This is a genomic window from Duganella dendranthematis (assembly GCF_012849375.1).
Lineage (GTDB): Bacteria > Pseudomonadota > Gammaproteobacteria > Burkholderiales > Burkholderiaceae_D > Rugamonas > Rugamonas dendranthematis.
The window spans coordinates 2682810-2701389 of record NZ_CP051684.1; the positions used below are offsets into that span (position 1 = coordinate 2682810).

Annotated in this window: 19 protein-coding genes and 1 tRNA gene; 6 read left to right on the top strand and 14 right to left on the bottom strand. The window is 61.0% G+C overall.

What is annotated here, in order from left to right:
• The first annotated feature begins 274 nt into the window (after window positions 1–274).
• Both HH213_RS12295 and HH213_RS12300 read left to right on the top strand, forming a co-directional pair.
• Complete coding sequence (locus tag HH213_RS12295) at window positions 275–3079, top strand: TonB-dependent receptor (RefSeq protein WP_229263409.1); 2805 nt, start codon at window positions 275–277, stop codon at window positions 3077–3079.
• A 174-nt stretch (window positions 3080–3253) separates the two neighbouring features.
• Entirely contained in the window at window positions 3254–4249 is a 996-nt protein-coding gene (locus HH213_RS12300; protein WP_169112433.1) for an alpha/beta fold hydrolase, read from the top strand.
• Window positions 4250–4286: 37 nt separating this feature from the next.
• On the opposite strand, the gene HH213_RS12305 is transcribed toward HH213_RS12300, so the two are convergent.
• From HH213_RS12305 to petA, 9 genes are all read right to left on the bottom strand, one after another.
• Window positions 4287–5171 (bottom strand): dienelactone hydrolase family protein, encoded by an 885-nt coding sequence (locus HH213_RS12305; RefSeq protein ID WP_169112434.1) that lies wholly within the window; start codon window positions 5169–5171, stop codon window positions 4287–4289.
• A 41-nt stretch (window positions 5172–5212) separates the two neighbouring features.
• Window positions 5213–7372, bottom strand: coding sequence for a TonB-dependent receptor (locus tag HH213_RS12310; RefSeq protein ID WP_169112435.1), 2160 nt, complete (start codon window positions 7370–7372; stop codon window positions 5213–5215).
• A gap of 74 nt (window positions 7373–7446) precedes the next feature.
• Window positions 7447–7650, bottom strand: a complete 204-nt coding sequence (locus HH213_RS12315; protein ID WP_110846237.1) for a hypothetical protein — start codon at window positions 7648–7650, stop codon at window positions 7447–7449.
• Window positions 7651–7909: 259 nt separating this feature from the next.
• A tRNA-Thr gene (locus tag HH213_RS12320) sits at window positions 7910–7985 on the bottom strand.
• A gap of 26 nt (window positions 7986–8011) precedes the next feature.
• Window positions 8012–8506, bottom strand: coding sequence for a ClpXP protease specificity-enhancing factor (locus HH213_RS12325; RefSeq protein WP_169112436.1), 495 nt, complete (start codon window positions 8504–8506; stop codon window positions 8012–8014).
• Between the two features lie 90 nt (window positions 8507–8596).
• A complete protein-coding gene (locus HH213_RS12330) occupies window positions 8597–9208 on the bottom strand; it encodes a glutathione S-transferase N-terminal domain-containing protein (RefSeq protein ID WP_072788101.1) in 612 nt (203 codons plus the stop codon).
• Window positions 9209–9321: 113 nt separating this feature from the next.
• Window positions 9322–10086, bottom strand: a complete 765-nt coding sequence (locus tag HH213_RS12335) for a cytochrome c1 (protein ID WP_169112437.1) — start codon at window positions 10084–10086, stop codon at window positions 9322–9324.
• A 27-nt stretch (window positions 10087–10113) separates the two neighbouring features.
• Complete coding sequence (locus tag HH213_RS12340) at window positions 10114–11523, bottom strand: cytochrome b (RefSeq protein ID WP_110846241.1); 1410 nt, start codon at window positions 11521–11523, stop codon at window positions 10114–10116.
• 1 nt (window position 11524) lies between these two features.
• Window positions 11525–12133 (bottom strand): ubiquinol-cytochrome c reductase iron-sulfur subunit, encoded by a 609-nt coding sequence (gene petA, locus HH213_RS12345; RefSeq protein WP_110846242.1) that lies wholly within the window; start codon window positions 12131–12133, stop codon window positions 11525–11527.
• A gap of 344 nt (window positions 12134–12477) precedes the next feature.
• On the opposite strand from petA, the gene mscL reads away from it, so the two are divergent.
• From mscL to HH213_RS12360, 3 genes are read left to right on the top strand one after another with little or no spacing between them, the layout of a single operon-like run.
• The gene (gene mscL / locus HH213_RS12350; protein ID WP_110846243.1) at window positions 12478–12915 is read left to right on the top strand and encodes a large conductance mechanosensitive channel protein MscL; all 438 of its coding nucleotides are present in this window, start codon (window positions 12478–12480) and stop codon (window positions 12913–12915) included.
• A gap of 36 nt (window positions 12916–12951) precedes the next feature.
• Window positions 12952–14115, top strand: coding sequence for a Do family serine endopeptidase (locus tag HH213_RS12355; RefSeq protein WP_110846244.1), 1164 nt, complete (start codon window positions 12952–12954; stop codon window positions 14113–14115).
• A gap of 8 nt (window positions 14116–14123) precedes the next feature.
• Complete coding sequence (locus HH213_RS12360) at window positions 14124–14816, top strand: DUF2461 domain-containing protein (RefSeq protein ID WP_169112438.1); 693 nt, start codon at window positions 14124–14126, stop codon at window positions 14814–14816.
• Here the strand turns inward: HH213_RS12360 and HH213_RS12365 are convergent, their stop codons facing one another.
• From HH213_RS12365 to HH213_RS12385, 5 genes are all read right to left on the bottom strand, one after another.
• Complete coding sequence (locus HH213_RS12365) at window positions 14817–15842, bottom strand: NAD(P)H-dependent glycerol-3-phosphate dehydrogenase (protein WP_169112439.1); 1026 nt, start codon at window positions 15840–15842, stop codon at window positions 14817–14819. It abuts the gene before it with no gap.
• A gap of 40 nt (window positions 15843–15882) precedes the next feature.
• Window positions 15883–16326: an SH3 domain-containing protein gene (locus HH213_RS12370; RefSeq protein WP_169112440.1), complete on the bottom strand. Its 444-nt coding sequence runs from the start codon at window positions 16324–16326 to the stop codon at window positions 15883–15885.
• A gap of 81 nt (window positions 16327–16407) precedes the next feature.
• Window positions 16408–16881: a protein-export chaperone SecB gene (gene secB, locus HH213_RS12375; RefSeq protein ID WP_110846248.1), complete on the bottom strand. Its 474-nt coding sequence runs from the start codon at window positions 16879–16881 to the stop codon at window positions 16408–16410.
• A 137-nt stretch (window positions 16882–17018) separates the two neighbouring features.
• Window positions 17019–17279, bottom strand: coding sequence for a glutaredoxin 3 (gene grxC / locus HH213_RS12380; protein WP_161047569.1), 261 nt, complete (start codon window positions 17277–17279; stop codon window positions 17019–17021).
• Window positions 17280–17294: 15 nt separating this feature from the next.
• Window positions 17295–17696 (bottom strand): rhodanese-like domain-containing protein, encoded by a 402-nt coding sequence (locus HH213_RS12385; protein WP_110846250.1) that lies wholly within the window; start codon window positions 17694–17696, stop codon window positions 17295–17297.
• A gap of 100 nt (window positions 17697–17796) precedes the next feature.
• Here HH213_RS12385 and gpmA point away from each other — a divergent pair, with 100 nt between their 5' ends.
• Window positions 17797–18543: a 2,3-diphosphoglycerate-dependent phosphoglycerate mutase gene (gpmA, locus tag HH213_RS12390; protein WP_110846251.1), complete on the top strand. Its 747-nt coding sequence runs from the start codon at window positions 17797–17799 to the stop codon at window positions 18541–18543.
• The last annotated feature ends 37 nt before the right edge of the window (window positions 18544–18580 follow it).

Consider the following 18580-nt stretch of genomic DNA (forward strand, 5'->3'; position numbering starts at 1 on the left):
GTCATGGCGGTTTTTTGACGCAATGGCAGCGTTTCTATATTACTAATTCAGAATGAATTGGCTGAAGATAGAAGATAAATGACCGATTAAAGCTGGAAGTTATCCTGTTGTGGCTTTTCAACGACAGTGTTGGCATGAGTGTGGTTAAGTGCAGAAATAGGGGAATCCCTACATTGACGCAATTTTCCACGGGTGTTTCCATCATCCCGTTTGAGAAAAAATGTATTTCTTAAACATTCACCAACCAAAAAAAAGCCACTTCAGGGAGCAGTTCATGATGAAAGAAACAGTGCTGGCACATTCGGTGCGCCAGATGTTTGCAGGCGGTCTCGCCATCGCCACGTTGAGCATGATGGCGCATGTGCAGGCGCAGGAAGCCCAAGGGCCGATCCAGCGCGTGGAGATCACCGGTTCCAGTATCAAACGTGCAACTGCCGAGACTGCATCGCCGGTGCAAGTGATTTCCCGCGATGATCTGATGAAGTCGGGCAAGGCCACCGTGGCCGATTACCTGCAAACCCTGACCGCTGACGGCGCCGGTTCGCTGCCGACCGGTTTCGGTAACGGTTTCGCCGCTGGTTCGACCGCCATTTCGCTGCGCGGCCTGGGTGCGACCTCGACCCTGGTGCTGCTGAACGGCCGCCGCATGGCGCCATTCGCCCGTGCCGATGACGGCCAGAAGAGCTTCACCGACTTGTCGACCGTGCCGATGCAAATCGTCGAGCGCATCGAGATCCTGAAGGACGGCGCGTCGTCCACCTACGGCGCCGATGCAATCGCCGGCGTGGTCAACATCATTCTGCGCAAGGACTTCACCGGTCTGACCTTTAAGGCTGACACCGGCGCGTCGCGCTACAGCGATGCTCAGCAGCATAAGGCATCGGTCACCTACGGCAAAGGCAACCTTGACGAAGACAAGTACAACTTCGTGGTCAACGCCGAGTACTTCAAATCGGACCCACTGATGAACAGCGACCGCAAGGACCGCGCCTACATCGGCAAGGGTGACCTGCGTCCATATGGCTACCCAATCGGCACCCAGTTCGCATCCGGCTACATCAGCGGCAACAACAACGCCGCCGCCAGCCCGGTCGGCGCGATCCGCAACCCGACCACGCTGGACTACGTGTCGCTGCCAGGCTGCTCCAAGCTGTCGACCGCGTCGCCGCAAGATCCTAAGGGCGGCTGCCTGTGGTATCAGGACCAGTTCCGCTCGATGCAGCCGAACATCGAAGGCATCAACCTGTACACCCGCGGCACCTGGCAGGTCAACGAGAACACCCAGGCGTATGCGGAAGCCGGCTATTCGCAGCGCAACACCTCGTTCACGCTGACCCCGCCGTCGATCACCCCGACCGTGGCGTTCCCGCCGAACGCGACCAATCCTACCGGCGTGATCAACTACGGCTCCGGCGCCGGCACCACCATCGTGCTGGCCCCGTCGCACCCGCAGAATCCGTTCGGCGCCGCCGCCCGCGTGCGCTACAGCGCGTTCGACGTCGGCCCAAGCACCCGCGCCGTGGACAACAACTTCACCCGCTTCGTGGTTGGCCTGAAGGGCTCGGCACTGGGCTGGGACTACGACACCGGCTTCACCCACTCCGAGTCCAAGCTGGACCTGGACTACAGCAATATGCTGAACATGGCCGTGGTCAAGGCGGCGCTGGGCGATCCGACCAGCAAGTACTTCCCGTACTACATCGGCGACCAGGCCTCGAAAAACCCGGCCTCGCTGTATGCAGCGATGGTGACCCACGCTTACTCGCACTCGTCGACCAAGCTGGACATCATCGACTTCAAGGCCACCCGTTCGCTGATGACCTTGCCAGGCGGCGACCTCGGCTTGGCAGTCGGTGCGGAACACCGCCGCGACAAGCTGTCGAACCCATCGCTGTCGGGTACCGAAAACGGCACCATCAACGCCAGCTATGTGGCAGCGTTTGGCGACACCAAGGTGTCGGCGGTCTACGCTGAATTGCTGGCGCCGGTTCTGCAAACCGTGGAACTGTCGGCTGCCGTGCGTTACGACAAATACGACCGTTTCTCGTCGACCACGCCGAAAGCCGGCGTGAAATGGACCCCGGTGAAGAGCTTCGCCCTGCGCGGTACCTACTCGGAAGGCTTCCGTGCACCAGGCCCGGCAGAAAACAGCGCAATGTCGCAATCGACCGGTACCTCGACCGTGCGCGATCCGATCCGTTGCCCGAACGGCACGCCGCTGCCAGGCGCGACCTCGACCGATTGCGCGGCGTCCGTGGCTGCTGTGAAAATCGGCGATCCTAACCTGCGTCCGGAAACCTCGAAAGGCCTGACCCTGGGCTTGGTGTGGGATCCGCTGAACGACCTGTCGCTGTCGCTGGACGGCTGGAAGATCAAACGTTCCGACGAGATCAACCCGCTGCCGTACAACGAAGCGGCGGCACTGCCGACCGCGATCCGCGCCGACAACAACCTGGTCATCAATGGCGCGGTGGTGCCAAACAGCGGCACGCTGCTGATCACCAAGGCGCCGTACCGCAATTCCAGCTTCACCGAAGTCAAAGGTGTCGACCTGGATGTGAAACAGCGTCTGCGCCTGGGCGACTATGGCCGCGGCAGCGTTGGCCTGACCTGGACCCACGTGGCATCGTGGGTACGCGCCGAGTCCGCCACCGTGCGTTACCAGTTCGCCGGCACCCACGGCAACTGCGACACCTCGAACTGCGCCGGTACGCCGAAAGACAAGATCAGCGTCAACGCATCGTGGGATCCTAGCCAGGCCTGGAACTTCAGCGCCATCGCCAACTACCGTTCGGACATGAAAAACGTGCTGTTCGAAGGCGACCTGTGCGCATCGAAACTGGCCAGTGGTGCTGATGCACCGAACGGTTGCAAAATCGCTTCGTTCACCACGGTTGACCTGTCGGCCCGTTGGAACGTGAGCAAACAGTTCCAACTGTTCGCTTCGATCAACAACGTGTTCGACAAAGTCGCTCCGCTGGATCCGCTGACCTACGGCGGCATGAGCTACAACCCGATGGATGCAAGCGGCGCGATTGGCCGTTACTTCAAAGTCGGCGCCAGCTACAAGTTCTTCTGATCGCTGCTTAGCTAGCAAAGCCGGGGTTCGTCCCCGGCTTTTTTATTTTTAAAAATAGCTTGCTATTGAATAGCGTGCGATATATATTAAGCACATGGGCAACGCAATACAGCCCGGCAAGACTGAAAATAATAGTTCACTACTTAATAGTTACCTAAATAAATGGAGCCTATCATGAGCAACAATACCCAAGACCAAGTTAGCCTGTCCCGTCGTTCCGCAATGTTCAGTGGCGCTGGCGCCGCGGTGGCCGCTGTTGCCGTGCCGCTGGCCGCGCTGGCCGGCGGTAGTGCAGAAGCCGCGCCAGTCGCGGCGGGCAAAGGTCCTGTGACCAAAACCGCCAGCACCATCACCACCCGCGACGGCGTCGAGATCTATTACAAAGACTGGGGCCCACGCAACGGCCAGCCAGTCGTGCTGAGCCACGGCTGGCCGCTGAATGCGGACAGCTGGGAATCGGCAGCGTTCTTCCTGGCCAATAACGGCTTCCGCGTGATTACCCACGACCGCCGCGGCCACGGCCGTTCCAGCCAGCCTTGGGACGGCAACAACATGGACCACTACGCCGACGACTTGGCGAAAGTGATCGAAGCGCTGAACCTGAACAACATCATCCTGGCCGGCTTCTCGACCGGCGGCGGCGAAGTGGCGCGGTATGTGGGCCGTCACGGCACCAAGCGCATCGCCAAGCTGGGCCTGATTTCGGCAGTGCCGCCGCTGATGCTGAAAACCGCCGACAATCCGGACGGCACGCCGCTGGAAGTATTCGATGGCATCCGCGCCGCTTCGATCAAGGACCGTGGCCAGCTGTATCTGGACCTGGCCTCCGGCCCGTTCTACAACTACAACCGTCCTGGCGCCAAACCATCGCAAGGCATCATCCAGGCCTGGTATGCACAGGGTATGCAAGGTGGCTTCAAAAACACCTACGACTCGATCAAAGCCTTCTCGGAAACCGACTTCCGCGAAGACCTGAAAAAGTTCGACAAGCCGACTCTGATCATCCACGGTGAAGACGACCAGATCGTGCCGATCAAAGCCGCCGGCATCGCCTCGGCCAAGATCGTCAAACACGCCAAGCTGATCACCTATCCAGGTGCGCCACACGGTTTGACCGACACGCACAAAGAGAAGTTCAACAACGACTTCCTGGCCTTCGCCAAATCGTAATCGTAAGTAAAAACCCCGCGAACAACGCGGGGTTTTTTTATGCCAGGCGGGCGCGCAAGAAGTCGACCGTGCGCTGCCAAGCCAGCTTGGCGGCCGCCTCGTCGTAGCGCGGCGTGGTGTCATTGTTGAAGCCGTGCTCAACGCCGGGATAGACGTGGTACTCGTAGTGCACGCCGGCTTCCTTCAAGGCTTTTTCGTAGGCCGGCCAGCCGGCGCGGATGCGTTCGTCCTTGCCGGCATCGTGGATCAGCAGATGGGCCTTGATGTGCGCCGCATCTTCCGCCTTCGGCTGAGCGCCGTAGAAGGGCACGGCCGCCAGCAGATCCGGCAGCTGTGTCGCCAGATAGTTGGCGATGCCGCCGCCGTAGCAGAAGCCCACCACACCTAGCTTGCCGTTGCCCTCCGGCTGCTGTTGCAGCCAGCGCGCGGCGGCGACGAAATCGGCGCGCGTCTTCGGCTGGTCCAGCTTGCCGAACAAATCGCGCGCCTTGTCTTCGTCACCCGGATAGCCGCCCAGCGGGAACAGCGCGTCCGGCGCGAAGGCGATAAACCCGTCCAGCGCCAGGCGGCGCGCAATGTCTTCGATATGGGGATTGAGGCCGCGGTTCTCGTGCACCACCAGCACCGTCGGCAGCTTGCCCTTGGCGCCGGCCGGCGAGACCAGATAGCCGCGCACCTTGCCATTGCCCTGCGGCGATGGCAGCTCGACATAGCGGGCGGTGATGCGCTTGTCGTCCGGCGTGACCAGCGGCGCCGCAAAGCTCGGGCTCAGCGTGGCCAGCAGACTGGCCGCCGTGGTGCCGCCCACCGCATAACGGGTGGCGGACGACAGGAAACCACGGCGGCTGATGCCACCGTGCACGTACTGGTCGAATAGCTTGAGAACTTCCGGATCAAAATCGGCGGCGGTCTTGCGGGTCATGTCTCGGCTCCATTTAAATAATAAAGTGAGACCAGTGTAGCCTACAGACTCATTTCCAGCCGCACCGAGAAGCGCGTGTATGCATCGTTACTGCTGTAGCGGCGCAGCGCCTGGTTGGCGCCGTAGTACTCGTTGATGCTGTTGCTGTCATTCGCCAGCAGATTGTCGACGCTGACGACCAGGCGCTGCGTGGCGTTGACCTTCCAGTTGGCGTTGGCGTTCAGCGTGAAGCGTCTGGACTGGTAGGTGCGCTGCGTCAGGTTGTTGCGGAACCAGTCGCCGGGCAGCCAGTTGGCGTCCAGGTTCAACTTGACCGGCATATCGGCGAGACCATAGCCGACGCCCAGCTTGGCGCGCCATGGCAGCTGGCCCTCCAGACGGTTATCCGGCCCCGGCAGATCGCGCAGTTCGGAATGTGCGTAGCCGACGCTGCCTTGCCAATCCAGATTCGGCGCCGTCTTCCACAGATCGCGCATCGCCAGGCGGCCTTCCAGATTGATGCCGCGCAGCCTGGCGTCGCCCAGGTTGGCAGGACGTATCACATAGCGCGGCACGCTCGCCCAGGCGACGTTTTCCAGCGCCAGTTCAGTGCCGATCTTGTGCCTGATATCGCGCGTGTAGAACTCGATCTTTGCTTCGCTGGCGGCGCCCAGGCCGTGGGCATAGGACAGGTTGATGCCCATCGAACGTTCCGGCAGCAAATACGGATTGCCGGCGCTGTCAGCCGTGTCCAGCGTATTGGCGCCGCACAGAGCGCGGTCATAGCAGGGCGCCAGCGGGTTGATGCTCGGATGCAGCAGCAGCTGGCCGGTTTCGGGCGCCTGGAAGGTGCGGGCCACCGAAGCGCGCAGTTGGCGTTTGCTGTCGCCGCCAATCTTGTACGCCACGTGCCCCGATGGCGACCAGATGCTGAAGCGCGGGTTGTTGTGCACATTGCCCTCGTCCAGCTCGTGCGTGCGGCGCTCGGTGGACAGCCCCAGATTGACGGACAGGTTCTTGCTCACACGCCATTCATCTTGGGCGAAAAACTGATGCTGCTCCACGCGCGTGTGGTTGCTGGTGCCCAGCACGGCCTGGCTGAGGTCGGGTTGGCCGTCGATCAGGTCGGTGTAATCGATATCGCTGTCGTTGCGGATCAGCTTCATGCCGGCGGAGAAATCGTGGCTGCTGCTGAATGCCGTCTTGAAGGTCAGGTCAAGGAAGCGGTTGGTCATATCGCGGTCCTGGTCTTGCGCGCGCAAGTGATCGCCCTCGGTTGACCAGTCTTCCATGCGCTGGCCGGTGGTGGTCCTGCGCGTGCGGTTGAGGCGCGCCTTCATCGACAGGCTGCTGTGCGGGCTGACGGTCCAGTCCCAGCCAAGCGGCAAGCCGACGGACGTCAGGCGATCGCGCTGCTGCCGTGCGATGGACAAGGTGCTGCTATCGACCCACAGCCGCTGTTCCTGCCCCCGTGTCTCGACGCCGAAATAGGTTGCCTCCGGGCTGATCGACAGCTTGTGCTCGGGATTGGCGGTCCAGGCGATATCGCTGCTGGCCAGCAGGGTTTCCATGCGATTAACGCCGGTGCTTTCGCCGCGCAATTGCGGCGTTGGCGCGGCCGTGCCCAGGCTCTGTGTCTGCTGATACTGTTCGGCGCTGGGCGTGGTGCGGCTGCTCGCGTTCAGCATAAAGTTGTAGCTCAACGGCAGATTGGACGGCAGCTGATTGCTCATCAGCATCGCATTGGCGCCGCCGTAGCCGGACGCCGTGGTGCCGCCGGCGCGCAACTGCGTCATCGCCTTGCGCGCGGCCTTGCGGCGAATGATATTGATGGTGCCGGCAATGCCGAACGGCCCGGTCGCCGCAGTGGCCGACTTGATGATCTCGATCTTTTCCACCTGCGCCAGATCCATCGCAGCCGGATCGATGGCGCTGAAGTTCGGTTGGCCGTCGACCAGCATCTGCGTGTAGCCCGGCAGGCCGAGCAGCCCCAGCATGCCGTTCTTGCCGACGGTGATGGCCGGCTCGCGCCGCAGCGCATCGCCGACGCTTTGCTGGCCACTATCCTCCAGCGTCTTGCGGCTGATGATGAGTTTGCCGGCAACGAAATCGCGGCTCGCTTCCACATCGGTCTGACCATTCACCACCACTTTTTGCGGACTATCATCCGCGTACACCTGCGTCGATGCCAGCAGCATCAGGCAGCAATATTTCAGCTTCATTGCACTATTGTCTATTGAGAAAACAATATTATTGCATGAAATAAAGATGCCAAAAAGAAAATTTCAGCAGGGGCCTAGCGGCATTTTTCGATGGTGGTGGCGGTGGGGGTATCGCCGCGGCGGCGGACCGAGGCGGTGGATAGCACGCGCAGGATCGTCTCCCTGGGCACATCATGCGCTTCCAGAAACGCCCACGCCGTAGCGGCGCCACTGAGCGCATCGATGACGACCGCCTGTTCGACAGCCTCGGAAAACCGTTGATTGGTACGGGATTGCATAGTTCTCACCTTGAGGAATTGCTCACGGGATTAGGTGAGAGCTACAGCCACTGAATGCGCGATGGTTAGGCGCAGGTAGCAAACTAGAAGCATTAACTATAGCAATTCTTCAATCGTTTCAGGATGCATATCTTCAATCGTGAATGGGGAATTGATAGCGGTCATCTGATCTAGCACCCCGAACTAGTCCCCATGGGAATAATCAGCGCAGAAAACAAAAAGCCCAGCCGGTGAGGGCTGGGCTAAATGCTGAGAGTACTGGTGCCGACTGCCGGTTTCGAACTGGCCACCTGATGATTACAAATCAACTGCTCTACCAAATGAGCTAAGTCGGCGTGACTTTTACGGTGCGGATTATACGCTATTTAATACGCGTAAGGGTGGGACGGCCGCCCTTTTTGGGTGGGTCGGTGTCGTCGCCGGGCGGGGCTGGCGGCTCGGTTTTGACGTCGGGCGAGGCGCTTGGCACGGCCGATAACACCGGTGCGGCCGGCGCTGCCGGCGCGTCGTCCACTGCTTCCGTTGCCGGCGCCGACGACTGGCCCAGTTGCGGCTCGAACGCCATGCCCTGGCCGTTTTCGTTGGCGTAGATCGCCATCACGTTGTTGACCGGCACGTAGATTTCGCGCGAGACGCCGCCGAAGCGGGCGTGGAAGCGGATGCTGTCGTTGTCCATCTTCAGGCCCGAGGTGGCGCCGAAGCTGATGTTGAGCACGATTTCGCCCTTTTTGACGTATTCCATCGGCACCGTGGTGCCGGCGTCGACTTTGACGGCCAGATAGGGGGTGTAGCCGCTGTCCGTGCACCATTCATAGATGGCGCGCAGCAGGTAGGGCTTGGTTGAGATTTCAGACATGGGATTCCAGACTGCGGTAAAGCACGGCGCGCCGCCCGCCAGGGGCCGGCAAACGCGCCGCAGTACTTCGACTAAACGGGTAGCGTCCGATTAACGGCGCATGACCTTTTCCGACGGCGTCAGCGCTTCGATGTAGGCCGGGCGCGAGAAGATGCGCTCGGCGTATTTCATCAGCGGCGCGGCAGTCTTCGACAGTTCGATGCCGTAGTGATCCAGACGCCACAGCAGCGGCGCGACGGCCACGTCCAGCATCGAGAATTCGTCGCCCAGCATGTACTTGTTCTTCAGGAACAGCGGCGCCAGCGTGGTCAGGCGGTCGCGGATTTCGGCGCGCGCCTTGTCGTGGCTCTTGTCGTTGCCCTTGGCGCGTTCGCTTTCCAGCGTGTGCACGTGGACGAACAGTTCTTTTTCGAAGTTGAACAGCATCAGGCGGGCGCGCGCGCGCATCAGCGGATCGGCCGGCATCAGCTGCGGGTGCGGGAAGCGCTCGTCGATGTACTCGTTGATGATGTTCGATTCGTACAGGATCAGTTCGCGCTCGACCAGAATCGGCACCTGACCATACGGGTTCATGGTCGAGATGTCTTCTGGTTTGTTGAACAGGTCGACATCGCGCACTTCAAAGTCCATGCCTTTTTCAAACAGGACCAGGCGGCAGCGTTGCGAGAATGGGCAGGTCGTGCCCGAGTAGAGAACCATCATGTTATCGTTCCTTAGAAGAACAAAAGGGGGTGGGCCGCGAACGGATCACCCCATATCGGCCCGTCAATATGCGGGCTTCGCAAAACAAGCGCCGGCCAGCCGGCGCTCTCGTCTTATTTCACCTCTTTCCAGAACGACGCATTCAAGCGCCATGCCAGGAAGGCGAACAGGGCCATAAACAATACCACCACGGCACCTAATTTTTTGCGGGTCTGCGCAGCAGGCTCCGCCATCCACTCCATGTAGCCGACCAGGTCGGCCACGGCGGTGTCAAATTCCAACTTTTGCAGTTTACCCGGAGTGACCTGCTCAAATCCAGCAAACTGATGAATCATTTTGCCGTGTTCGTGCGGATCGGGTACTTCTTTCATAACCACTTTCTGTACGCCTTGCAGTTCCCACAACACATGCGGCATCGCCACATTGTTGACCACCAGGTTGTTCCAGCCGGTCGGGCGGGTGGTGTCCTGGTAGAAGGTGCGCAAATACGTGTACAGATAGTCGCTGCCGCTGCCGGCGCCCGAGGCCTTGGCGCGCTGGATCACCGATAAATCCGGCGGTACCACGCCAAACCAGGCTTTGGCGTCGGCCGGCTTCATGGTGGTGGTCATCATTTCCCCCACCTTGTCGCCGGTAAACAGCAGATTGGCCTTGATTTGCTCCTCGCTCAAGCCCAGGTCTTTCAGGCGGTTGTAGCGCATCGAGGACGCATTATGACAGTTTAAGCAGTAATTGACGAACAGTTTGGCGCCGTGCTGCAGCGCCGCCATGTTATTCGAGCGGTCCGGCGCCTTGTCGAGCGCCACGCCGCCTTCATTGGCCAGCGACAGGCCGGGCAAGAGTGCCAGAATGGCAAGCAATCGTTTCGGGAAGTTCATGTGTTGTCCTTTTGAGTACTTTGGCGGTCAGTGGGCGTGGAAGACCACGCGGTCCGGAACCTTCTTGAACGTGCCCATGGCGCTCCACCATGGCATGAACAGGAAGAAGCTAAAGTACAGCAGGGTGCACACTTGCGAAACAATCGTGCGGCCGTCGGTCGGCGGCAGCGTGCCGAGGTAGCCCAGGGTCAGGAACGACAGGAAGAACACGGCGTACACATACTTGTGCCAGCTCGGGCGGTAGCGGATCGACTTGACCGGCGATTTGTCCAGCCACGGCAGGAAGGCCAGGATCACCACCGACGAGCCGAAGAACACCACGCCCCAGAACTTGGCGTCCAGCACTTGCGGCAGCATGCCGACGATGGCCAGCAGCGCAATCACGGCGATGATGATCTTGGTGAGGCTGGCCAGGCGCGATTTGAGCCAGACGAACACCACGTAGGCGGCCACGAAGAACATCAGCACCCACATGAAGTCGGCGGTGGTGGCGCGCAGCACCGAGTAGAACGCGGTGAAGTACCAGGTCGGCGCGATGTGCAGCGGGGTCTTCAGCGAGTCGCCCGGCAGGAAGTTGTTGTACTCCAGGAAGTAGCCGCCCATTTCCGGCGCGAAGAACACCACCGCGCTGAAGATCAGCAGGAACACCGAAACGCCGAACAGGTCGTGCACCGTGTAGTACGGGTGCGACGGGATCGAGTCGACCGGGTGGCCGTCCGGGCCCAGGTTTTCTTTGACTTCGATGCCGTCCGGGTTGCTGGAACCGATTTCGTGCAGCGCGATCAGGTGCGCCGCCACCAGGCCCAGCAGCACCAGCGGGATGGCGATCACGTGGAAGGCGAAGAAGCGGTTCAGCGTGGCGTCGGACACCACGTAGTCGCCGCGGATCCACAGTGACAGGTCGGGGCCGATGAACGGGATGGCGCCGAACAGGTTGACGATCACCTGCGCGCCCCAGTACGACATCTGGCCCCATGGCAGCAGGTAGCCGAAGAACGCTTCGGCCATCAGACACAGGAAGATGGCGAAACCGAACAGCCAGATCAGCTCACGGGGCTTGCGGTACGAGCCGTACAGCAGGCCGCGCGTCATGTGCAGGTAGATGATGATGAAGAACGACGAGGCGCCGGTCGAGTGCATATAGCGCACCAGCCAGCCCCACGGCACCTCGCGCATGATGTATTCGACCGAGCCGAAGGCCAGGTTGGCGTCCGGCTTGTAGTGCATGGTCAGGAAGATGCCGGTGACGATTTGCAGCACCAGCACCAGCATCGCCAGCGAGCCGAAGATGTACCAGAAATTGAAGTTTTTTGGGGCGTAGTATTTGCCCCATTGATCATTCCACAGCTTGGTCAGCGGAAAGCGGTCGTCGACCCAGCCCAGCGCTTTTTGCGCTGCCGGCGCGTCGGCCGGGAATTTTGTCTCCTTGAATGCCATCTTATGCCTCGCCTTTCTCGTCTTTACCGATGACCAGCTTGGTGTCGCTCAAAAACATATAGCGCGGGACTTGCAGATTGTCCGGCGCCGGTTTGTTCTTAAATACACGGCCAGCCATGTCGAAAGTCGAGCCATGGCAAGGGCAGAGGAAGCCGCCTTCCCAGTCGTCCGGCAGCGAGGGCTGCGGGCCGGGCGTGAATTTGGACGAGGGAGAACAGCCCAGATGGGTACAGATGCCGACCGCCACCATGAGCTCGGGCTTGCGCGAGCGCCATTCGTTGCGGGCGTATTCGGGGGTGAATTCGTCGGGGTTGCGCTTGGACTCGGCGTCGGCGACCTTGCCGTCGGTCTTTTTGAGCGACGCGATCATTTCCGGCGTGCGCTTGATGATCCAGACCGGCTTGCCGCGCCATTCGACGGTTTTCATTTCGCCGGCGTTGAGGGTGGAAATATCCACTTCGACCGGTGCGCCGGCGGCTTTCGCGCGCTCCGACGGCTGGAAGGTGCTTACCAATGCTCCGGCGGTGGCCAGACCTACGACACCGCCTGCCGCGCCGGTCGCAACCAGCAATCCGCGACGGCCTGAATCGACCTGCTTTTCGTTACTCATACAAACCCCAATCAGTCAAAGTGCGAACAAAATCTCGAGAACTGTGTACAAACCTGAAGCTGAAAACTGGATAGCACGAAATCCCGCAACCTTACCTGAGAAGGTATGCGTGATGCAACTCTTTACACCAACGTTGCTCGAATCCCAAGTTTAGCCAGATTAAACGCCGTTCCCGCTGCGATGATAGAGGCTGGGGGTATGAGCCGAAATTGATGTAGGTCAATTTATAGCGTAATTCGGCTTGCAAATGCGTAAACGACAAGCGTGTTTGGAATCCAATTGAAAAAATAGTATGATCCAAGCGCAGTTTTGTTCACAATTGACCACACAGCGAGGATAAAAAAATGTCAATGATGAAGGAATTCAAAGAATTCGCAATGAAGGGCAATGTGGTCGATCTGGCGGTCGGCGTGATCATCGGCGGCGCCTTCGGCAAGATCGTCGACTCGCTGGTGGCCGACATCATCATGCCGCCGATCGGCAAACTGTTCGGCGGACTGGACTTTGCCAACTACTACATTCCGCTGAACGGCCAGGCCGCTACCTTGAGCCTGGCGGAAGCGAAGAAACTGGGCGCCGTGTTCGCCTACGGGAATTTTGCTACTATCCTGTTGAACTTTATCATCCTGGCGTTTGTGATCTTCCAGATGGTGCGCATCATGAACAAGGCGCGCAACCTGGGCATCAAGCGCGACGAGGCGGCCGCGGCCGCCGTACCGCCGCCGCCACCGCCGGAAGATATCGTGCTGCTGCGCGAAATTCGCGATTCCCTGAAAAAATAATTGAAAGCCGCCTCCCGAGCGGCAGGCTGGACTACGATGCGACGACTCTGGTTATTGTTTGCGCAAACGGTGACCGTCGTATTGGCACTGTATTTCGTCTACACGGCGGTGGGCCGCGAGCGCCCGGCGCCGGTGCGCGTGCAGCAAATGGGCAGCACCGACCATCCGGCGGCGATGCTGGAGGCCGGGCCGTCCAAGCCGCCGCTGTCGGCCGGTGGCTCGTACCGGGCGGCGGCGGCGCGCGCCATGCCGGCGGTGGTCAACATCATCACCAGCAAGGCGCCCAAGCGCGGCAAGCATCCGCTGCTGCGCGATCCCTTCTTCAAGAAATTCTTCGACAACCGCGACCGGGACGATGACGACGAGGAGTCCAGCCTTGGCTCGGGCGTGATCGTGTCGGCGCAGGGCTACATCCTGACCAACAACCACGTGGTCGAGGGCGCCGACGAAATCGAGGTGGTGCTGGCCGATGGCCGCAAGGCTGCCGCCAAGCTGGTCGGCACCGATCCGGAGACCGACCTGGCCGTCATCAAGATCACGCTCGACAAGCTGCCGGTGATCGTGCTGGGCCAGGCCGAGCAGGCCCAGGTGGGCGATGTGGTGCTGGCCATCGGCAATCCGTTCGGCGTCGGCCAGACGGTCACCATGGGCATCATTTCCGCGCTGGGCCGCAACAACCTGCACATCAACCACTTCGAGAATTTTATTCAGACCGACGCCGCGATCAACTTCGGCAACTCGGGCGGCGCGCTGGTCGATGCCGGCGGCAACCTGCTGGGCATCAATTCGGCGATTTATTCGCAGACCGGCGGCTCGGTGGGGATTGGCTTTGCGATTCCGGTGTCGACCGCCAAGAACGTGATGGAAGCCATTATCAAGACCGGCCACGTGGTGCGCGGCTGGATCGGCGTGGAAAGCCAGGAAATCACGCCCGAGCTGGCCGCCAGTTTCGGCCTGCAGCGCCAGAGCGGCGCCATCATCGCCGGCGTGGTGCGCAACGGCCCGGCCGACAAGGGCGGCATCCGCCCCGGCGACATCCTGCTGTCGGTGGACGGCAAGCCGGTGGCCGACACCAACAGCATGCTCAATCTCATCGCTCAGCTGGCGCCGGGCGGAAAAGCTAAAATGACGGTCCTGCGCAAGAGCAAAGAAACCACGCTCGACATCACGGTCGGCAAGCGCCCGCCCAATACGAAATAAGGACTGTAATGCATCTGCGTGACCTGACCCAATACCTGCGCGAGCTGGCGGACAACAACAACCGTCCGTGGTTCATCATGAACAAGCCGCGCTATGACATCCTGCGCGAAGAATTCCTGGACGTGGTGACGCAAATGATTGCCGAGCTGGGCAAGTTTGACCCGCAGGTCAAGTTCAGCAATCCGAAGAAGGCGATGTTCCGCATCAACCGCGACGTGCGCTTTGCGCATGACAAGAGCCCGTACAAGACGCGGTTTTCGGCGGCGGTGGCGCCCAACGACATGCGCCGTCCGAGCAAGGCCGGCGGGCCGACCTACTACATGCAGATCGACGGCAGCGGCCGTATGCTGTTCGGCGCCGGCGAATACATGCCGCCGCCGCACCGGCTCAAAGCGCTGCGCCAGCATATGGTGGAGGACGCGGCCGGCTTTCGCAAGGTGCTGAAGAACAAGAAGCTGGTGGCGACGTTTGGCGACATCCAGAACGAAGGCAAGCTGATGCGTCCGCCCAAGGGTTTCGATCCGGAGCATGAGCACATCGAGTACATCAAGCTGAAGAGTTTTTTCATCTGGACCGAGATCGACCTGCCGCTGAACCAGCCGGAAAAGCTGGTCCCCATCCTGGCCGCCGGCCTCAAGGACGCCTACCCGCTGGTGCAGTGGATGCGCGAGGCGAAGGAAGAGCCGGTCGAAGAAGCGTAATTACTCGCCGCGCGGGTCGCGCGACAGCAGGCGCGCCACCATGGCTTGCGGCTGGTCGCCGTCGAACAGCACGCCGGCCACCGCGTTGGTGATCGGCATCTCGACACCCAGCCTGGCCGCCAGTTCGCGTACCGCCTTGGCGCATGGCACGCCTTCGGCCACGTGGCCCAGTTCCTGCACGATCACGTCCAGCGCCTTGCCTTGCGCCAGCCCCAGGCCGACGCGGCGGTTGCGCGACAGGTCGCCGGTGCAGGTCAGGATCAGGTCGCCCATGCCGGTCAGGCCCATAAAGGTCTCATTCTTGCCGCCCAGCGCGACGCCCAGACGGGTGATTTCCGCCAGCCCGCGCGTGATCAGCGCCGCGCGCGCATTCAGGCCCAGGCCCAGGCCATCGGCGGCGCCGGTGGCGATCGCCAGCACGTTCTTGACCGCGCCGCCCACTTCCACGCCGACCAGGTCGTCGCTGGAGTAGACCCGCATATTGCCGCCATGCGCGGTATCCACTACGCAGGCGCGCAGTTCGGCCGATTCGGACGCGATCGTCAGCGCGCACGGCAGGCCCTTGGCCACTTCCTGCGCAAACGACGGTCCGGACAGCGCACCGCCCGCCACCGCATCGCCCAGCACTTCGCGGACGATCTGGTGCGGCAGCAGGCCTGTGTCGTATTCAAAGCCCTTGCACAGCCACACCACATTCGGGATGGGGCGGCCCTTGAGCGACTGCAACAGCGGCCGCAGGCCGGCCACCGGGCAGGCGGCGATCAGCAGGCTGCCGGGCTCGGCCACATGGGCCAGCGCGGCGTCGAAATCGGCCGCCACCTGCAGCCGTTCGGGGAAGGTGTAGCCGGGCAGATAGTTGCTTTCGCGCGCGGCCGCCATGGTTTGCAGCGCGGCCGCATTGCGGCCCCACAGCAGCACGTCGTGACGCTGGGCGAGCGCCATGGCCACGGCCGTGCCCCAGGCGCCTGCGCCGAGCACGCTCACCTTGCGGGACGCACCCGCATGTTTGCTAGTCTTTTCTTGCATGGGATCTCATTCGGCGCGTGGGATAGCACCGCTACGGCAATTATATGCCCCAGACTTCCGATTGTTTGACGTATCCGATCAGGCCGTCACGATGACGCACCTTGATCCAGCCGCCGGCCGCCGTTTCCGACAGTTCCAGCAGCACGCCCTTGTCGGCGGTGAACACCGCTGCGGCGGCGTCATCCGGTGTGGCGCGGATTTTCAGGTTGGCGCTGCGCACGATGACGTTGCGCTTGGCGCTCAGGCCCTTGGCTTCGGTCCACGCCAGTTCGCCGTTGACGTCGCGCACTTTGAGCCATTCGCCATAGGCCAGCACCACTTCCAGCGGGGCGCCACGCGGCACCACGAACAGCTTGCCGCCCTTGGTCGAGGGCGCGTCGTATAGGATCACGGGATTGGCGCCCACCGTCTTGAAGTCGTATGCCTGGCTGCCGGCTGCGGCCAGCGTCATGGACAGAGCAGCGATCCAACGGGGAAATGTCATGGCTTACCTTGAGAGATGAAACGACCGCCGGACGCGTGCCCGGCGGCGGTGATGCAGATGCTGCGGAGTGTTGCGAACAGCTTAGTGGGTCGCGTCAGCGGCTGGCGCCTGGGCGGCAGCTTCAGCGATGGCTTGCTGGCGCTGCTGGTAGAACACTTCGAAGTTGATCTCAGCCAGGTGCACTGGCGGGAAGCCGGCGCGGGTGATGGTGTCGGCGATGTTGGCGCGCAGGTACGGGTACACGATGTTCGGGCAGCCGATGCCCAGCAGTGGGTCCAGCTGTTCGGCTGGAATGTTGCGGGCTTCAAAGATACCGGCTTGCTTGCCTTCTACCAGGAAAGCGACTTTGTCTTTGACTTTGGCGGTGACGGTGATGGTCACGGTCGATTCGAAGATGCCGTCAGCCAGCGGCTCGGCGCCCACGTCCAGCGCGACTTCGATGGTCGGCGCTTCTTGTTCCAGGAAGATGCCTGGCGAGTTCGGTTGTTCCAGCGACAGGTCTTTCAGGTAGACGCGTTGGATTTGGAATACTGGTTGCAGATTTTCTTCAGACATGGAACGCTTTCGTTGTAGTTTCAATGATGTTTGCTTGGCATGGCAAGAAGACAGCTCAAATCAAACGCGAGGGCAATTGTATCAAAACCATTATGGTTTTAAAGGGTTTCGCGCCCCGCGTTGTATTATGAGGTGCATTAGCCATTTAACAAGGGGGACAATCCGCCCGCTTGATCCAGCGCATACAAGTCGTCGAAACCGCCGACATGGGTGTCGCCGATGTAAATTTGCGGCACGGTGCGGCGGCCGGTCTTTTGCATCATCGTCATGCGTTGTTCCGGATCGAGGTCGACCCGGATCTTTTTGAGGCCGGTCACACCCTTGGATTCCAGCAGGCGTTCGGCGCGGGTGCAGTACGGGCACACGGCGGTGGTGTACATGATCACTTCGGCAGTCATGATGGTTTCCTCCAGTTATTTGGCCAGTGGCAGGCCGGCTTTTTGCCATGCAGCAACGCCACCTTCCAGGTTAACGACATCGGCAAAGCCGGCTTTGCCCAGCTTGGCGGCGGCGGCCGAGGCGCGCGCGTCGCTCTTGCCGACCACGATCAGGCTGCGGCTTTTGAACTTGTCCAGCTCCGGCAGGCGCTTGTCGAGGTCCGCTAGCGGGATATTCTTGGCGTCCGGCAAGTGGCCATCGGCATAGTCCTTGGCATCGCGCACATCCAAGATGGTGGTCTTGCCGCGATTAATCAACATGGTAATGTCTTGCGGCGTGCCGCGCTTGCCGCGCACGGTAAGTGCCGGCCACAGCAGTGCGCCGCCGGAAATCAGCACGATGGCGATCAGGAAAATATTGTCAATGAAGAATTTCACAGGATTCCAATGGTTGAACTTAATCTGCGCATTATAAAATAGAAGACGTTACAGTACTCATTGCACCGGTTTTCCACCTTTTCTTGAAAAGATAGTCCACATGTACAAAATCGTTTTCATGCGCCATGGCGAATCCACCTGGAACCTGTCGAACCGCTTTACCGGCTGGACCGACGTTGACCTGACCGAAAAAGGCATCAACGAAGCCAAAAACGCCGGCAAGCTGCTGAAAGAGGGCGGCTACACCTTTGACCTGGCCTACACCTCGGTGCTGAAGCGCGCCGTACGCACGCTGTGGCTGGCGCTGGACGAAATGGACATGATGTATCTGCCGATCAAGAACGACTGGCGCCTCAACGAGCGCCACTACGGCGCCCTGCAAGGCCTGGACAAGGGCGAGACCGCCGCCAAGTACGGCGACGAGCAGGTGCTGGTCTGGCGCCGCAGCTACGACACGCCGCCGCCGGCGCTGGACGCCAGCGACGACCGCGCCTCGTTCAACGACCCGCGTTACGCCGGCTTGTCGAAAGAGCAAATCCCGCTGACCGAGTGCCTGAAGGACACGGTGGCCCGCGTGGTGCCGGTATGGGATGAGGAAATCGCCCCGGCCATCCGCGCCGGCAAGAAAATCATCATCTCGGCCCACGGCAACAGCCTGCGCGCGCTGATCAAGATGCTGGACGGCATCAGCGACAACGATATCGTCGGCCTCAACATCCCGAACGGCACGCCGCTGGTGTACGAGCTGGACGAGAACCTGAAACCGATCCGCCACTACTATCTGGGTGACGCCGACGCCATCGCCGCCGCGCAAGCCGCCGTCGCCAACCAGGGTAAGGCCAAGTAATTTGTCTTCTTCGTACCGCCACACCGCAGCCCTGCTG

Bases quoted from the DNA above. Each gene is read 5' to 3' on its own strand.
- HH213_RS12310 (WP_169112435.1), bottom strand. From the start codon at position 7,372: ATGAAGCTGAAATATTGCTGCCTGATGCTGCTGGCATCGACGCAGGTG.
- HH213_RS12360 (WP_169112438.1), top strand. From the start codon at position 14,124: ATGCATCTGCGTGACCTGACCCAATACCTGCGCGAGCTGGCGGACAAC.
- petA (WP_110846242.1), bottom strand. From the start codon at position 12,133: ATGAGTAACGAAAAGCAGGTCGATTCAGGCCGTCGCGGATTGCTGGTT.
- HH213_RS12315 (WP_110846237.1), bottom strand. From the start codon at position 7,650: ATGCAATCCCGTACCAATCAACGGTTTTCCGAGGCTGTCGAACAGGCG.
- HH213_RS12300 (WP_169112433.1), top strand. From the start codon at position 3,254: ATGAGCAACAATACCCAAGACCAAGTTAGCCTGTCCCGTCGTTCCGCA.
- HH213_RS12340 (WP_110846241.1), bottom strand. From the start codon at position 11,523: ATGGCATTCAAGGAGACAAAATTCCCGGCCGACGCGCCGGCAGCGCAA.
- HH213_RS12325 (WP_169112436.1), bottom strand. From the start codon at position 8,506: ATGTCTGAAATCTCAACCAAGCCCTACCTGCTGCGCGCCATCTATGAA.
- gpmA (WP_110846251.1), top strand. From the start codon at position 17,797: ATGTACAAAATCGTTTTCATGCGCCATGGCGAATCCACCTGGAACCTG.
- HH213_RS12295 (WP_229263409.1), top strand. From the start codon at position 275: ATGATGAAAGAAACAGTGCTGGCACATTCGGTGCGCCAGATGTTTGCA.
- HH213_RS12365 (WP_169112439.1), bottom strand. From the start codon at position 15,842: ATGCAAGAAAAGACTAGCAAACATGCGGGTGCGTCCCGCAAGGTGAGC.
- HH213_RS12330 (WP_072788101.1), bottom strand. From the start codon at position 9,208: ATGATGGTTCTCTACTCGGGCACGACCTGCCCATTCTCGCAACGCTGC.
- grxC (WP_161047569.1), bottom strand. From the start codon at position 17,279: ATGACTGCCGAAGTGATCATGTACACCACCGCCGTGTGCCCGTACTGC.
- HH213_RS12355 (WP_110846244.1), top strand. From the start codon at position 12,952: ATGCGACGACTCTGGTTATTGTTTGCGCAAACGGTGACCGTCGTATTG.
- HH213_RS12305 (WP_169112434.1), bottom strand. From the start codon at position 5,171: ATGACCCGCAAGACCGCCGCCGATTTTGATCCGGAAGTTCTCAAGCTA.
- secB (WP_110846248.1), bottom strand. From the start codon at position 16,881: ATGTCTGAAGAAAATCTGCAACCAGTATTCCAAATCCAACGCGTCTAC.
- HH213_RS12370 (WP_169112440.1), bottom strand. From the start codon at position 16,326: ATGACATTTCCCCGTTGGATCGCTGCTCTGTCCATGACGCTGGCCGCA.
- HH213_RS12335 (WP_169112437.1), bottom strand. From the start codon at position 10,086: ATGAACTTCCCGAAACGATTGCTTGCCATTCTGGCACTCTTGCCCGGC.
- mscL (WP_110846243.1), top strand. From the start codon at position 12,478: ATGTCAATGATGAAGGAATTCAAAGAATTCGCAATGAAGGGCAATGTG.